At 66.2% G+C, this 15501-nt stretch carries 14 protein-coding genes and 1 pseudogene; 9 read left to right on the top strand and 6 right to left on the bottom strand.

Annotation, left to right across the window (positions count from 1 at the left end):
* Positions 1-171: 171 nt before the first annotated feature.
* From FCE95_RS14405 to FCE95_RS14415, 3 genes are read right to left on the bottom strand one after another with little or no spacing between them, the layout of a single operon-like run.
* Positions 172-720: a hypothetical protein gene (locus tag FCE95_RS14405; RefSeq protein WP_137267750.1), complete on the bottom strand. Its 549-nt coding sequence runs from the start codon at positions 718-720 to the stop codon at positions 172-174.
* A gap of 2 nt (positions 721-722) precedes the next feature.
* Complete coding sequence (locus FCE95_RS14410) at positions 723-1043, bottom strand: DUF1820 family protein (protein WP_137267751.1); 321 nt, start codon at positions 1041-1043, stop codon at positions 723-725.
* An 18-nt stretch (positions 1044-1061) separates the two neighbouring features.
* Complete coding sequence (locus FCE95_RS14415; protein WP_137267752.1) at positions 1062-1754, bottom strand: rhomboid family intramembrane serine protease; 693 nt, start codon at positions 1752-1754, stop codon at positions 1062-1064.
* 298 nt (positions 1755-2052) lie between these two features.
* On the opposite strand from FCE95_RS14415, the gene FCE95_RS14420 reads away from it, so the two are divergent.
* On the top strand, positions 2053-3408 hold the full coding sequence (locus FCE95_RS14420) for an OmpP1/FadL family transporter (protein WP_137267753.1): 1356 nt from the start codon (positions 2053-2055) through the stop codon (positions 3406-3408).
* A 180-nt stretch (positions 3409-3588) separates the two neighbouring features.
* Here FCE95_RS14420 and FCE95_RS14425 read toward each other — a convergent pair whose 3' ends face one another.
* Positions 3589-4749, bottom strand: a complete 1161-nt coding sequence (locus FCE95_RS14425; RefSeq protein ID WP_137267754.1) for a GGDEF domain-containing protein — start codon at positions 4747-4749, stop codon at positions 3589-3591.
* A gap of 198 nt (positions 4750-4947) precedes the next feature.
* Positions 4948-8130: a bifunctional proline dehydrogenase/L-glutamate gamma-semialdehyde dehydrogenase PutA gene (gene putA, locus FCE95_RS14430; protein ID WP_425481313.1), complete on the bottom strand. Its 3183-nt coding sequence runs from the start codon at positions 8128-8130 to the stop codon at positions 4948-4950.
* Positions 8131-8378: 248 nt separating this feature from the next.
* On the opposite strand from putA, the gene coxB reads away from it, so the two are divergent.
* The 5 genes and pseudogenes from coxB (at position 8379) to FCE95_RS14450 (ending at position 12589) form a co-directional block, all read left to right on the top strand.
* Positions 8379-9269 (top strand): cytochrome c oxidase subunit II, encoded by an 891-nt coding sequence (coxB, locus tag FCE95_RS14435; RefSeq protein WP_223266910.1) that lies wholly within the window; start codon positions 8379-8381, stop codon positions 9267-9269.
* A gap of 26 nt (positions 9270-9295) precedes the next feature.
* Positions 9296-10909 (top strand): annotated as a pseudogene (gene ctaD, locus FCE95_RS14440) (cytochrome c oxidase subunit I); the annotation flags it as partial.
* 49 nt (positions 10910-10958) lie between these two features.
* Complete coding sequence (locus tag FCE95_RS17395; RefSeq protein ID WP_262982807.1) at positions 10959-11087, top strand: hypothetical protein; 129 nt, start codon at positions 10959-10961, stop codon at positions 11085-11087.
* A 35-nt stretch (positions 11088-11122) separates the two neighbouring features.
* Positions 11123-11674: a cytochrome c oxidase assembly protein gene (locus tag FCE95_RS14445; protein WP_137268221.1), complete on the top strand. Its 552-nt coding sequence runs from the start codon at positions 11123-11125 to the stop codon at positions 11672-11674.
* A 27-nt stretch (positions 11675-11701) separates the two neighbouring features.
* Positions 11702-12589, top strand: a complete 888-nt coding sequence (locus tag FCE95_RS14450) for a cytochrome c oxidase subunit 3 (protein ID WP_137267756.1) — start codon at positions 11702-11704, stop codon at positions 12587-12589.
* A gap of 184 nt (positions 12590-12773) precedes the next feature.
* On the opposite strand, the gene FCE95_RS14455 is transcribed toward FCE95_RS14450, so the two are convergent.
* Positions 12774-13001 carry a twin transmembrane helix small protein gene (locus FCE95_RS14455; protein ID WP_137267757.1) on the bottom strand — a complete coding sequence of 76 codons (228 nt, stop codon included), beginning with the start codon at positions 12999-13001 and terminating at the stop codon, positions 12774-12776.
* A gap of 56 nt (positions 13002-13057) precedes the next feature.
* Between FCE95_RS14455 and FCE95_RS14460 the strand changes: the two genes are divergently transcribed.
* The 3 genes from FCE95_RS14460 to FCE95_RS14470 are packed head-to-tail and all read left to right on the top strand — an operon-like array spanning position 13058 to position 15493.
* Positions 13058-13780, top strand: a complete 723-nt coding sequence (locus FCE95_RS14460; protein WP_425481309.1) for an SURF1 family protein — start codon at positions 13058-13060, stop codon at positions 13778-13780.
* Positions 13777-14346: a hypothetical protein gene (locus FCE95_RS14465; protein ID WP_137267758.1), complete on the top strand. Its 570-nt coding sequence runs from the start codon at positions 13777-13779 to the stop codon at positions 14344-14346. Before FCE95_RS14460 ends, FCE95_RS14465 begins: the two co-directional genes overlap by 4 nt.
* 1 nt (position 14347) lies before the next feature.
* Positions 14348-15493: a COX15/CtaA family protein gene (locus FCE95_RS14470; RefSeq protein WP_137267759.1), complete on the top strand. Its 1146-nt coding sequence runs from the start codon at positions 14348-14350 to the stop codon at positions 15491-15493.
* The last annotated feature ends 8 nt before the right edge of the window (positions 15494-15501 follow it).

Below are 15501 nucleotides of genomic sequence, written 5' to 3' on the forward strand. Positions count from 1 at the left end.
AGAGGGTTGGGTGAGGGCGCGCGCAAGTTGAAGGTCGCGACGAGCAGTTGCTTGCGGCGCTTTTAGAGATAATCGGGAAATATGGGTTCGATGCGAGCGGCTCGCCCGCGCGCCCTCACCCCCAGCCCTCTCCCGCAAGCGGGAGAGGGGGCTTACGCGGCGCGACCGGTGTCAGCGCACGAACGTAACCAGCACATCCTCGCGCATCAGCCGCAACGCATCGGCCAGCGCATCGTCAGTCCGTATGGTTTCGGCGCCCTGGAGGGGGATGTCCTCATCCAGGGCGCCGCGATATTGGTGCAACAACAAACCCAATTCTGTGGCGATGCCGGAATCGAGCGTTTCGCGAATCAGTCCTACCCAAGGTGCAAGGCCGGATGAAGCCCTCGCTTCGAGGCCTCGGTCGTCGGACGCAGCTTTGTCGCGTTTCTGCGCCATCGTCCGGTCGATCTTCGTCTTGCTCCAGCCTTTTTTCAGAAGGCGTTGTTCTTCGGCGGCCCAATACGTCGCGTCGAAACCCTTACGCCGACCGGCGCCCAATGCAGTGCCGCAATCGCAGTGTCCGGGCGTAGTCCGAAAGTACTGTTGGCCCTGACGGAGCTGGCGTTGGATGCTCGGGTTGGACAGAGGCTGGAATATACGCCCGTGCTTGCGCGCAAGCGCATCGAGCGATGCTTGATAGGCCTCGCTTGACAGAACAGCGGTGATGAAATGGCACACGGCTATCGCGGCTTGGCCGGCAACGGAAACGGCGTCACCACCTTCTCGCCGGTCTCCGCATCGCGGATCACCGCCTGGCCCTTCTTCTCCACTTCCTCGATGCGGACGATGCTCTGCATCGGCAGATGCAAAGCGCGGGTGCCGCCGAACTCGTCGCGCAGGCGTTCCTCGGTCGGGTCGACGACCAGGCCGTCGTGCACGTCGAACACCAATTCGCCGACCTCGGTGAAGCCCCACAAGCCGCTGCTGGCGACTTTGCGCGCGTACAGCTCGTAGACCTTGCCGTGGTTGTGAAAGGTGACTTTGTAGAGCGTCTTGGCCATGGCGGAATTATAAGGCGCTCAATAACCGTGCTTGTGCCGCATTCGCCGCGCGATCGAGCCGCGCATCGCCAGCGCCGACGCCGCGCCGAAAGCGAAGCCGGCCAAATGCGCCGACCACGCCACCGCGCCGTAGGCCGGGCCGATGTAGGTGAACACGATCTGCAGCACCACCCAGATGCCGATCAGCAGCGACGCCGGCGCGCGCACGAATTCCAGGAACAATCCCAGCGGCAGCACCACGCCCAGCTTCGCGCGCGGGAACAGCGCCAGATAAGCGCCGATCACCGCCGACACCGCGCCGCTGGCGCCGATGATCACCCGGTCCGGCGCGCTGATCGTGAACATCGCCGCGAAGTTCGCCACCGCGCCGCCCAGCAGGAACAGCAGCAGGAAACGCCACGAGCCCATCGCCCGTTCCGCCGGCAGGCCGAAGATCAGCAAGAACACCAGATTGCCCAGCAGATGCGCCCAGTCGGCGTGCAGGAACAGCGCCGACAGCAGGCGCAGGCCGTGGTCGCGATCGAACGCCGAACGCCAGCCGCCCGAAGCGTCCCAAGCGCCGGTCAGCACGCCCCATTCCATCAGCAGGGTGCGGTGGGCCGCGTCCGGCCGCGCGATCACCCACAGGAACGCCGCCCACAGCGAAACCAGCAGCAGCGGCGTGGCCCAGCGGATGGAATTCTTCGAGCGGGAGGGGATGGTGACGAACATGGCGGGGATTATGGGGCGGCTTTTTTGTAGGAGCGGCTTTAGCCGCGAGCTCTTTCCCTTGAATCGCGACACCGCTGCGATTTCAGAGAAAGCTCGCGGCTAAAGCCGCTCCTACAAAAACCGGAGCTCCGTACGCAACCGTGATAAATCGTATTGTTAGCATAGGGTTAAAAACACGGTATATTGCATACGGCGACGTACGTCGGGAGGGGAACCGGCGCGGCGAAGCAGGGAAGCCAAGCTTCCGCGGCTTGCATGTGCAAGCCGGCCTTTTTCAATTGCCCCGGAGAGAACGTACATGCACAACCAGAATTTCGCCCGCGTCACCGCACTGGCCATTGGCATCGTCGGTGCGTTGGCCATGGGCCAGACCCATGCGTCCGGCTTCCAGATCAAAGAGAACAGCACCAAGGCGTTGGGCCGCGCGTTCGCCGGCTCGGGCGCCGCGTCCGGCGACGTGTCGGTGGTGTCCAACAACCCCGCCGCGATGTCGACCTTCAAGCAGAGCGCGGTGCAGGCCGACGTGGCGGTGATCGACCTGTCGGCCGACTTCACCGGCGGCGGCAAGACCGCGGTCGGCACCACGCTCACCGGCGGCAACGGCGGCGATCCGGGCGATGCCACGCCGGTGCCGTCGATCGCCGCGATCTTCCCGATCGGCGACACCGGCATGACTCTCGGCGCCCAGGTCAGCGCGCCGTTCGGTTTGAAGACCGAATACGACCGCAACTGGGTCGGCCGCTACAACGCCGTCAAGTCGGACGTGAAGACCGTCGACCTGACCCTGGCCGCTTCGTTCGACTTCAGCTCCGAAGTGTCCATCGGCGTCGGCCTGATCTATCAGCGCGCCGAAGCCACGCTGTCCAACGCGCTCGACATGGGCACCGCGCTGTGCGCCTCGCCGAACCCGGCCGCCTGCTTCAATCCGGCCTTCCCGTTCCATCCGCAGGGCAACGACGGCTTCGTCGAAGTGAAGGGCGACGACACCGGCATCGGCTGGGTGATCGGCATGCACATCCACCCGAACGAGCGCACCGCGATCGGCTTCTCGCACCGCTCGGAAATCGACCACGACCTGGAAGGCACCGCCGACTTCACCATGCCGGCGAGCGTCGCGGTCGCTTTGGCGGCTGCGCGTCCCGGCCAGTTCGTCGACACCACCGCGCTCGCGCCGCTGACCACGCCGGCCGTGGACACGATCAGCATCTCCTACGGCATCACCGACAACTTCAAGGTGCTGGCCGACTTCTCGCGCACGCAGTGGAGTTCGCTGGAGAACGTGACCATCTACTTCAACTCGCGCCAGGCGCCTTCGGTCGAGCAGTTCCAGTGGAAGGACACCACGTTCTGGTCGATCGGCGGCGAATGGGAATTGAACGACAAGTTCACCCTGCGCGCCGGCTACGCCGAAGACCAGTCGCCGACCAAGATCGAAACCCGCACCCCGCGCCTGCCCGATGCGGACCGCCAGTGGGGTTCGATCGGCCTGACCTGGAACGTGAGCCCCGCGTTCGAAGTGAATGCCGCCTACACCCGCATCTTCGTCGACGATCCGAAGATCGCCAACATCCACTCCAGCACCGCGAGCACCCTGACCGGCAGCTACGATGCGGACGTGAACATCTTCGGCGTGTCGGCGCAGTACAAGTTCTGATCCGAAGTTCTGCGCTACCGAAAACCCCGCTTCGGCGGGGTTTTCTTTTTTGCGCTCGACGACCTTTCGCTTTTGTAGGAGCGGCTTTAGCCGCGAGCTTTTTTTCCTGAAATCGCTGCGATGTAGCGATTTGGAGGGAGAAGCTCGCGGCTAAAGCCGCTCCTACAAAAAAGCGGAATGTCAGCCGGCGTAGGCGCGCAGCGCCACCCGGTCGCGCCCGCCGCGCTTGGCGTCGTACAAGGCCTGGTCGGCGGTGCGCAGCAGATCGGCGAAAGGATCGCGCAACGTGCCGCCGCGGCATACGCCCAGGCTGCAGCTCACCCGGGTGGGCGCTTGGCCGGCGGCGAATTCGGCTTCGGCGACGTGTTCGCGGATGCGATCGGCCAACGCCGGCGCGGACGCCGCCTCGGCGCCGGTCAGCACCACCACGAATTCCTCGCCGCCGAGCCGCGCGAACAGCGCCCGCTCCGGCAGGCAGCTGCGCGCGATCGCCGCGAAGCGTTCCAGCACGCCGTCGCCGGCTTCGTGGCCGTAGCGGTCGTTGATCGATTTGAAGCGGTCTAGATCCAAGGCGATCGCGGCGATCTCGGTATCGCCCGACAGGCGCGCGGTGCGCGATTCCAATTCCAGTTCCAAGCCGCGGCGATTGAGCAGGCCGGTCAGCAGATCGTGCATCGCGCCGTGGCGCCAGGAGTCGGCGGCGCGGAAGCTGGTCAGCATCAGCATGCAGAAATTGAGCATGAACCAGACCGACAGATCCACGCTGACCCAGATCGGATCGATGCCGAACAAGCCGTCGAGCCAGCCGGGCACCACGCTGCCGTACAGCAGGATCAAGGCGAGGCAGCCGCCCGCCATCAAGCGCGCGGGCAAGCGGCCGGGGCGGTCGCGCATGCGGAACAAGCGCCAGGCCATGATGGCGAGCGATACGATTTCCACCGTGCTCAGGGCGATGCCTTGCGCGTCGGTGTCGCCGCGCAGGATCCAGGCCAACAGCGACAGGGCGATGCCCGCCGGCATCAGCGCCATTTCGATGCGCGACAAAGCGCGTTGCGTGGTGAAGAGGATGATCGACCACGCCAGCCCGACCATGCCGATACAGGCCAGCAAGCTGCCGAAATTCAGGGTGAATACGGCGGCGGCGGGTTCGCCGGCTTCGGCGAAGGCCGGCGAGAAAGCGTCGAGCAAGGTCGCGCCGAGCGTATACACCAGATGCGCGCCGCCCCATGCTTTGATGCCGCGCACGCTGCGCGCCAGCCGCGCGACGTACCAGAACAATCCGAACAGAACGACGGCCAGCAGGCAGTCGCTCAGCAGGACATGGTAGATGTCGGTATCCATCCGCTCGCTCGGCCCCCCACCGATCTCGCGATGGGTCGCACTTTAGCAAGCGCAGGCCTGCGGGCCTTCACGCGCGGCGAGCTGGATTTTCGTAGGAGCGGCTTCAGCCGCGAGCTCTTTCCTCCAAACCGAGACATCGCAGCGATTTCAGAGAGAAAGCTCGCGGCTGAAGCCGCTCCTACAAAGAGCGAAAGCGGATCAGTCGCCCAGCGTCAGCAGCGACGCGTTGCCGCCGGCCGCCGTGGTGTTGACCGTCACCGTCTTCTCGGTGGCGAAGCGCGGCAGATAGTGCGGGCCGCCGGCCTTGGGGCCGGTGCCGGACAAATTCTGGCCGCCGAACGGCTGCACACCGACCACCGCGCCGATCTGGTTGCGGTTGACGTAGACGTTGCCGACGTTGGCGCGCGCGGCGATGCGTTCGATGGTCTCGTCGATGCGCGAATGGATGCCGAGGGTGAGGCCGTAGCCGGTGGCGTTGATCGCGTCGATCACCTGGTCCAGCTGGTCGGCCTTCCAGCGCAGCACGTGCAAGGCCGGGCCGAAATTTTCTCGGGTCAGCTGCGACAGCGACTGCAGCTCCCAGGCGCGCGGCGCGAAGAAGGTGCCGTGGGCGACGGACTCATCGGTCTTGGCGGTGGCGATCGGCTTGGCGATCTTCTCCATCTTGGCGGCGTGGTCTTCAAGCAGCTTCAGCGCGTCGGAGTCGATCACCGGACCGACGTCGGTCGAGAGCAGGCCCGGATCGCCGACGCTCAGTTCGGCCATCGCACCGGCCAGCATGCCGATCACCTTGTCGGCGATGTCTTCCTGCACGTACAGCACGCGCGCGGCCGAGCAGCGCTGGCCGGCGGAGGTGAACGCGGACGACAGCGCGTCCTTCACCAATTGCTCCGGCAATGCCGAGGAGTCGGCGATCAGCGCGTTTTGGCCGCCGGTCTCGGCGATCAGCACGCCGATCGCCGCATCGCGCGCGGCCAGGGCGCGGTTGATGGCGCGCGCGGTGTCGGTGGAACCGGTGAAGGCGACGCCGGCCACGCGCGGATCTTTCGTCAACGCGGCGCCGACGGTGGCGCCGTCGCCGGGCAGGAACTGCAGCACGGCTTCCGGCACGCCGGCTTCGTGCAGCAGTTTCACCGCGGCGTAGCCGATCAGGTTGGTCTGTTCGGCCGGCTTGGCGATCACTGCATTGCCCGCGACCAGCGCGGCCGCGATCTGACCGGTGAAGATCGCCAGCGGGAAATTCCACGGGCTGATGCAGACGAATACGCCGCGACCCTGCAGCTGCAGCGTGTTGGATTCGCCGGTCGGGCCCGGCAGCGCTTCGGCGGCGAAGATCTTGCGCGCCTGGGCGGCGTAATAGCGCAGGAAATCCACCGCTTCGCGCACTTCGGCGACGCCGTCGGCGAGGGTCTTGCCGGCTTCCTTGGTGCACAGCGCCATGTATTGCGGCATGCGCTTTTCCAGCAGCTCGGCGGCGTGCTCCAGGATCGCGGCGCGCGATGCGGCCGGCGTGCGGTCCCAGGCCGGTTGCGCGGCCACCGCGTTCTGCAGCGCTTTTTCCACGGTATCCGCATCGGCCGCCTGCCATTGGCCGACGGTCTGGCGGCGGTCGGCCGGATTGGTCACCGCGATGTCGGGACCCGACGCTTTCGCGCCCGGCACCAGCGGCGCGGCGCGCCAGTTCGCTGTCGATGCGTTCACTTGCTCGGCGAGCGCGCGCAGCTGGTCGTCGTTGGCGAGGTTGATGCCCATGGAATTGTCTCTCTCAAAACCTTGCGACCGGTACAGATCGACCGGCAGCGGAATGCGCGGATGCGGAATCGATTCGAATGCGGCGACGGTCTCGACCGGATCGCGGATCAGATCGTCGATGGCCACGTCTTCGTCGGTGATGCGGTTGACGAAGCTGGAATTGGCGCCGTTCTCGAGCAGGCGCCGCACCAGGTACGGCAACAGGTCTTCGTGCGAACCGACCGGCGCATACACGCGGCACGGCACGTTCAAGCGATCGGCCGAGATCACTTCCGCGTACAGATCGTCGCCCATGCCGTGCAGCTTCTGGAATTCGAAGTCGCGGCCGGCGGCCAGGCGGTGGATCGCGGCGATGGTCTGCGCGTTGTGGGTGGCGAACATCGGATACAACGCGTCGCTGGCATCGAGCATGCGGCGCGCGTTGGCCAGATACGACACGTCCGTATTCGGCTTGCGCGTGAACACCGGGTAGCCGGCCTGGCCGTCGACCTGCGCGCGCTTCACTTCCGAATCCCAGTACGCGCCTTTCACCAGCCGCACCGGAATGCGGCGGCCGGTGCGGCGCGCCAGGTCGGCGATGAAGTCGATCACGTACGGCGCGCGCTTCTGGTAAGCCTGGATCGCCAGGCCGTAGCCCTGCCAGCCATCCAGCGACGGATCGGCGTAGGCCGCGGCGATCACGTCCAGCGACAGCTCCAGGCGGTCGGACTCTTCCGCGTCGATGGTGAAGCCGATGCCGTAGGACTTGGCGATTTGCGCCAGCTCCAGCACGCGCGGGGTCAGTTCGGCCATCACCCGGGCGCGCTTGGCGTGTTCGTAGCGCGGATGCAGTGCGGAGAGCTTCACCGAGATGCTGGGTGCCGCGAAAACGTCCGCAAACGGCCCAGTCTTGCCGATGGCATGAATGGCGAGCCGATAAGCTTCCAGATAGCGCAGCGCGTCCTTCGTGGTCAGCGCGCCTTCGCCCAACATGTCGAACGAATAGCGATAGGCCGCATTGGCGCCCTTGCGCGAACGGGCCAGAGCTTCCTCGATGGTGCGGCCCATCACGAACTGGTGGCCCATGATCCGCATCGCCTGGCGCACCGCCAGGCGGATCACCGGCTCGCCGACGCGGCCGATCAGGCGCTTGAACGCGCTATGGACGTCGCGCTTGGTGTCGTCGGCCAGATCGACCAAGTGGCCGGTCAGCATCAGGCCCCAGGTCGAGGCGTTGACCAGGACCGAGTCCGATTGGCCCATATGCCGCTTCCAGTCGGCTTCGCCCAGCTTGTCGCGGATCAGCTTGTCGGCGGTGTCCTGGTCGGGGATGCGCAGCAGCGCCTCGGCCACGCACATCAGCAGCACGCCTTCCTCGCTGCCCAGATCGTATTGGCGCATGAACGCCTCGATCGCGCCCTGGTCCTGCGCGCGGGCGCGCACGCGGCGCACCAAATCGGCGGCGGTGGCCTGGATCGCGGCGCGGTCGCTGTCGGGCTGGCGCGCCTGCGCGAGCAGCTCGCGCACGTGCTCGGCTTCGTCGCGGGCCCAGGCGGCAGTGATGGCTCCCCGCAGCGCCGAAGGCGGGCCGGGCAGTTCGGAAGAGAGGATTTCGGTCACGATGGCATTCGCGGACGCAAGACCGCCAATTCTAGCGTTTGCGCGGGTTTAGCGGCAGCCGCGCAGTCGCGTACGGGGGCGTCTGGCTTGCCCGCGAAGGCCCCCGGGAGCTACCATTTCGCAGTTTTCCGCGGTCGCCAGCCCGTCAGGCCGCCCGATCCGGCGCGAATCGCGCCGGTCGCGGCTCCCTCGGCTGCGGACGCTCCATACCGACGACGAATTACCTGCGATCCGGGGTCTAGGCAACGATGAATCTAGCGCGTGCGATGCGATGGGGAATGCTGGCGCTGTTGGCGCCGTGCCTGGCGTGGGCCTCCCAGCCCGCCGAGGTGCACCGCTGGCAGCTGAACATGCGCGAGGGCGTGACCCACACCTCGCAGATCGCTTACGAATCGCACATGATCGTGCTGTGGATCTGCGTGGTGATCGGCGTGATGGTGTTCGGCGCGATGTTCTACGCCATGTTCAAGTTCCGCAAGTCCAAGGGCGCCGTCGCGGCCCAGTTCAGCCACAACACCACCGCCGAGATCATCTGGACCGTGGTGCCGGTGGTGATCCTGATCGCGCTGGCCTGGCCGGCCGCGGCCAACCTGATCAAGATGTACGACACCCGCGACTCTGCGATGACGGTGAAGATCACCGGCTACCAGTGGATGTGGAAGTACGAGTACCTGGGCGAGAACGTCAGCTTCACCAGCCGCCTGGACCGCGAGAGCGACCGCATCCGCCAGAGCGGCGAGAAGCCCGATCCGGTCAAGAACCCGCACTACCTGCTCGACGTCGACAACGTGCTGGTGCTGCCGGTGGACACCAAGGTCCGCTTCGTGGTCACCGCCGACGACGTGATCCACGCCTGGTGGGTGCCGTCGTTGGGCTGGAAGCAGGACGCGATCCCCGGCATCGTCAACGAAGCCTGGGCCGACATCCGCGAGCCAGGCATCTACCGCGGCCAGTGCGCCGAGCTGTGCGGCAAGGACCACGGCTTCATGCCGATCGTGGTCAAGGCCGTGAGCAAGGAAGAGTTCGCCAGCTGGCTGGCGGCCGAGAAGGCCAAGCGCGCGCCGGCTCCGGCGCAGCCCGCCGCTCCCGCTGCGGCGCCCGCCGAGGCCGCGCCTGCCGCGCCCACCGCCGCGAATTCCGCCGCCGCTCCCGCTCCTGCGGCCGGCTGATCAAGTCTTAACGAGGTAGTCCGTACATGGCCACGCATTCCGCCGTTGCAGATCATCACGACGATCACGGTCACAAGCAGACCTTCGTCGAGCGTTGGTTCTTCTCGACCAACCACAAAGACATCGGCACGCTGTACCTGATCTTCAGCTTCGTCATGTTCATCGTCGGCGCGGCGATGTCGGTGGTGATCCGCGCCGAACTGGCCGAGCCGGGCCTGCAGTTCGTCAAGCCCGAGTTCTTCAACCAGATGACCACGGTGCACGCGCTGGTCATGATCTTCGGCGGGGTGATGCCGGCCTTCGTCGGCCTGGCCAACTGGATGATCCCGCTGCAGATCGGCGCGCCGGACATGGCGCTGCCGCGCATGAACAACTGGTCGTTCTGGATCCTGCCGTTCGCCTTCACCATGTTGCTGCTGACCCTGTTCCTGCCGGGCGGCGCGCCGGCCGGCGGCTGGACGCTGTATCCGCCGCTGTCGCTGCAGGGCGGCGCGAACGTGGCCTTCGCGATCTTCGCCATCCACATGATGGGCATCAGCTCGATCATGGGCGCGATCAACGTCATCGCCACCATCCTCAACATGCGCGCCCCGGGCGTGGACCTGCTGAAGATGCCGATCTTCGCGTGGAGCTGGCTGATCACCGCCTTCCTGCTGATCGCGGTGATGCCGGTGCTGGCGGGCGCGGTGACGATGCTGCTGACCGACAAGTTCTTCGGCACCAGCTTCTTCAACGCGGCCGGCGGCGGCGACCCGGTGATGTTCCAGCACATCTTCTGGTTCTTCGGCCATCCCGAGGTCTACATCATGATCCTGCCGGCGTTCGGCGTGGTCTCGGAGATCCTGCCGACGTTCTCGCGCAAGCCGCTGTTCGGCTACCAGGCGATGGTGTACGCGATCGCCTCGATCGCGTTCCTGAGCTTCATCGTGTGGGCGCACCACATGTTCACGGTCGGCATGCCGCTGGGCGGCGAGCTGTACTTCATGTTCGCGACCATGCTGATCGCGGTGCCGACCGGGGTGAAGGTGTTCAACTGGGTCAGCACGATGTGGAAGGGCTCGCTGAGCTTCGAGACGCCGATGCTGTGGGCGATCGGCTTCGTGATCCTGTTCACCATCGGCGGCTTCTCCGGCCTGATGCTGGCGATCGTGCCGGCCGACTTCCAGTACCACGACACCTATTTCGTGGTCGCGCACTTCCATTACGTGCTGGTGACCGGCGCGCTGTTCTCCATCATCGCCGCGACCTACTACTGGTGGCCGAAGTGGACCGGCCGCATGTACAGCGAGTTCTGGGGCAAGTTCCACTTCTGGTGGACGATCGTGTTCGTCAACCTGCTGTTCTTCCCGCAGCACTTCCTGGGCTTGGCCGGCATGCCGCGCCGCATCCCGGACTACAACGTGGTGTTCGCGGACTGGAACCTGGTCAGCTCGATCGGCGCGTTCGGCATGTTCCTCACGCCGTTCATGATGTTCGCGATCCTCTACGTCTCGCTGAAGAGCGGCGCGAAGGCCGAAGCCCGTTCTTGGGAAGGCGCGCGCGGCCTGGAATGGACGGTGCCTTCGCCGGCCCCGCACCACACCTTCACCGTGCCGCCGGTGATCAAGGAAGGCGACCTGGCGCACGGCGACTTCGAGCACCTGGACTACGACACCGCGACCACCGGCGCCGACACCGCCGCCCACCAGAATGCCCGCCAGTCCTGACCCGCGCAGCGAGAACGCCCGCCGCGGCGTGCGCCGCACCGTGCTGGTGCTGGCGGCGATCGCGGTGGCGATCTACGTCGCCTTCATCCTGTCGGGAGTGACCGCGTCGTGACTGCGCCGCAGGCCAAGCCGTTCGGCGTCGCCAAGATGGTCGGCGTGGCCGTGGCCGCGTTCGCCTTCACTTTCGCGCTGGTGCCGCTGTACCGGATCGCTTGCGAGAAAGTGTTCGGCATCCGCTTGGAGAAGTCGCCGGTCGAAGCGTCCGCGCAGGCGGCCAAGGCCGATCCGAACGAGCGCTGGGTGACGGTGCAGTTCGACGGCGGCGTCAATTCCAAGCTGCCGTGGGGCTTCCATCCGAACAACCTGACGATGAAAGTGCGCCCGGGCGAGCAGTACGAAACGACCTATTTCGCCCGCAACAACGGCGACCGCGCCATCGTCGGCAACGCGGTGCCTTCGGTGGCGCCGGCCAAGGCCTCGGGCTATTTCAGCAAGACCGAATGCTTCTGCTTCACCGCGCAAACGCTGCAGCCGGGCGAATCGCGCGACATGCCGGTGCGCTTCATCGTCGACCCGGCGCTGCCGCGCGAGATCACCACGCTCACCCTGTCCTACACCTTCTACAAAAACGATGCGCTGACCTCGCGCTTGCAGAACGCGCCGGTCGGCGCCCCGCAAGTCGCGCGCTCCGCGCCTTGATCCGATAAGCACAACGGAACGACCGACATGGCCCAGGCCCACACCCACGACCAGCACGACTCCAACGTCTATTACGTGCCGCACGGCAGCCGTTGGCCGGTGATCGCCTCGGTCGCGCTGTTCATCACCATGCTCGGCTTCGCCAGCTGGCTCAACGAAGCGCATTGGGGCCGCCCGACGTTCTTCGTCGGCCTGGTGTTCCTCGCGCTGATTCTGTTCAAGTGGTTCGCCGACGTGATCACCGAATCGCTGCGCGGCTACTACAACAAGCAGGTCGACACTTCGTTCCGGATGGGGATGGTGTGGTTCATCTTCTCCGAAGTGATGTTCTTCGCCGCGTTCTTCGGCGCGCTGTTCTACGCCCGCCAATTCGCGATGCCCTGGCTGGGCGGCGAGGGCGACGGCGTGATGACCAACGCGCTGTTGTGGGACGGCTTCAGCGCGGCTTGGCCGAGCAACGGTCCCGGCCAAGTCGGTGGCGTCTACCAGACGATCCCGGCTTGGGGCCTGCCGTTGCTCAATACGCTGATCCTGCTCACCTCGGGCGTGACCGTGACCATCGCGCACCATGCGCTGAAGGCCGGCCACCGCAAGCAACTGCTGCTGTTCCTGGGGCTGACCGTGCTGCTGGGCGGCTTGTTCCTCGCTTTCCAGGCCGAGGAATACATCCACGCCTACACCGAACTGAACCTCACTTTGGGTTCGGGCATCTACGGCTCGACCTTCTTCATGCTGACCGGCTTCCACGGCGCGCACGTGACGCTCGGCACGATCATGCTGGCGATCATCTGGCTGCGGTGCCTGAAGGGCCACTTCAGCAAGGACGACCATTTCGCTTTCGAAGCGGTGGCCTGGTACTGGCACTTCGTCGACGTGGTCTGGCTGGGCCTCTTCATGTTCGTCTACGTGCTGTAAGCGGCTTCGCGCTTCAAGCCCTTCTCCCCCGGGAGAAGGGTTGGGATGAGGGTTCGGGGAAGCGACTACGCTTCCGATCGCAGAATTCCGCTCAATCTCGCGATCTTTGGCGTCGCAAACTTCGCCGAACCCTCATCCGGCGCTTCGCGCCACATTCTCCCGGCGGGAGAAGGAGAAGCAGGAATCACCCGGGATTGCGCCCGATCCCGTGCGGCGTGATCCAGCCCATGTAGATCGCCAGGATCACCAGCAGGATCAGCGCGACGGACAGCGCGATGCGCTTGGTCAGCGCGTTGACGGTGCGTTTGGTCTGGCCCTTGTCGACCAGCATGTAGTACAGGCCCGCGCCGAGGTTCCACAGGATCAAGATCAGGAAAGCGATGATCAGCAGGGTTTTCAGCGAATCGTTCATGGCGGCCTCGGGCCTGTGCGCGTGAACGGATTATCGCAGCAGCGGGGTTATTCCGCGTGAGCCGCGGCGCGAGCCGATGGCTGGGCTGGAGCGCGGCCCTGCTGGCGATGGCTTTGTTCGCAAGCCTGGGCCGCTGGCAGCTGGACCGGATGCATCAGAAGCAGGCGCTGCTAGACGATGCGCAGCGCGTGCTGGCGCAACGCCGGGCGCAGCCGTTGGCGATGGCGGCGGATGCCGCGCGCGGCCGCAACTACGACTGGGCCGCGGGCGAGGGCGTCTTCGCCGACGCGCCGGCGGTATTGCTCGACAACCAGCAGCGCGAAGAGCGCCCCGGCGTGCGCGCCTACCGGCTGTTCAAGCCCGCGCGCGGCGAGCCGTTGTTGGTCGAACTGGGCTGGCTGCCGTTGCCGCCGGACCGGCGCATGCCGTCGATTCCATCGCTTTCCGGTGCGCACCGGCTCGAAGGCCTGCTGCTGCCGCCGCCGTCGGCGGGCATCGCATCGGCCGTGCCGCAAGCGCAGGCCGACGGTACGCTGCTGGTGGCGGCGCTGGATCTGCGCGCGTTGCGCGACACCCTGCGCGCGCCGATGCTGGCGCCGCGCATCCTGCGCCCGGATCCGGCATTGAAGATCGGCTATACGCGCGATCTGGACATCCTGCCCAATACCCTGCCGCCCGAGCGCCATCTCGGTTATGCCGTGCAATGGTTCGCGTTGAGCGCGGCCGTGCTGGCGACCGCGCTGGTGCTGACGTTCCGCAAGAAGAAGCCGCGCCGATGAACGCATCGCCATCGAATCCGCAACGCAACCGCAACCGCACGATGCTGCTGGCGATCTTCGCCGTCTTCCTCGGCACCTTCGTCGCCGCCGGCGCATTGCGCTTCTCCGGCTGGCGGCCCAGCGGCATGAAGAACCGCGGCGAGCTGCTGCAGCCGCCGGGCGATTTGCGCAAAGTCGTGCCGCAGCTCGCCGGCGGCGGCGATTACCGCTGGAATCCGATCGAACGCACTTGGCGCATCGTCGTCGCTCCGCCCGCCGATTGCGGCGAACCCTGCGCCAAGCTCGCCGGGCAGATCGATCTGGTCTGGCAGCTGTTCGGCCACGACGCGGATCACGTGCACGTCCTGTGGGCCGGCATGCCGCCCGCAGGCGCCAAGTTGCCCGTCACCACCCGCCTGATCCGGCCCACGCCCGAGTTGAAGGCGGGGCTGCCGCGCGCGGACGATCCGCGTGGCGTGTCGGTCTACGTGGTCGATCCGAACGGCTTCGTGATATTGCGCTACGCTCCGGGCTTCGATCCGGGCGACTTGCGCAGCGACATGGCGCGACTGCTGAAGCTGCAATGACATGAACCTTCCTTTGCGACCCGTGCAACGCCATTTCCACCGCCTCGCCTGGCTGGCGGTGGCGTTGGCCTTCTGCGTGATCGTGTTCGGCGCGTTCGTGCGCCTGTCCAACGCCGGCCTGAGCTGTCCCGATTGGCCGACGTGCTACGGCCGCGCGGCTTGGCCCAGCGCCGCGCACGAAGCCGCCGATCATGTCGCCACGGCGATCCGTCCGGTCGAACCGCACAAGGCGTGGCGCGAGCAGGTGCACCGCATGCTCGCCGGCAGCCTGGGCGTATTGGTGTTGGCGCTGGCTTTGTCGGCGGCGCGCAAGCGGCGCTACGGCATGCTGCAGGTGCTGGGCGCGGCGGCTTTGGTCGCGGTGTCGATACCGCTGTACATGCGCGGCCAATATGCGGCGGCCGCCGCGTTCGCCGGCGCGGGCGAAGCGATCCTGCTGGCGGCCGCGTTCCGCTGGTCGAATTTGGACTTGTCGCGCATCGCCGCGCTGACCTTGGCGGTGATCGTGTTCCAGGCCTTGCTCGGCATGTGGACGGTCACCTGGCTGTTGAAGCCGATCGTGGTGATGGGCCACTTGCTCGGCGGGCTGCTGACGTTCTCGCTGTTGGCGTGGATGGCTTGGCGCGCGATCGACCGGCCCATCGTGCTGATGGAAGCCAAAGCGCTGCGTTTGTGGGTGCTGATCGGCCTGGTCCTGCTGGGCCTGCAGATCGCGCTCGGCGGTTGGACCAGCGCCAACTACGCCGCGTTGTCCTGCGGCACCGATTTCCCGCAATGCGTCGGCCAGTGGTGGCCGCCGCACGATTTCCGCGAAGGCTTCGTGCTTTGGCGCGGGATCGGCGTCGATTACGAAGGCGGCATCCTGGACGGCGAATCGCGGATCGCGATCCAGCTGGCGCACCGGATGATGGCGATCGTAGTGTTCCTGTTCCTATCGTGTTTCTGCGCGCGTCTGTTGCAGACGCCGGGCATGCGCGGTTGGACCTTCCTGCTCGCCGGATTGACCATCGCCCAGGTTTGCCTGGGCATCGCCAACGTCAAACTGGCGTTGCCGCTGCACGTGGCCGTGCTGCACAACGCCGGCGCCGCGCTGCTGCTGTTCGTGCTGGTGTCGCTGCTGGCGCGGCTGCGCAGTCCCCAGGACTGAGGCGCGAG

It is taken from the genome of Luteimonas gilva (assembly GCF_005239095.1).
In the GTDB taxonomy this organism is placed as follows: Bacteria; Pseudomonadota; Gammaproteobacteria; order Xanthomonadales; family Xanthomonadaceae; genus Luteimonas_C; species Luteimonas_C gilva.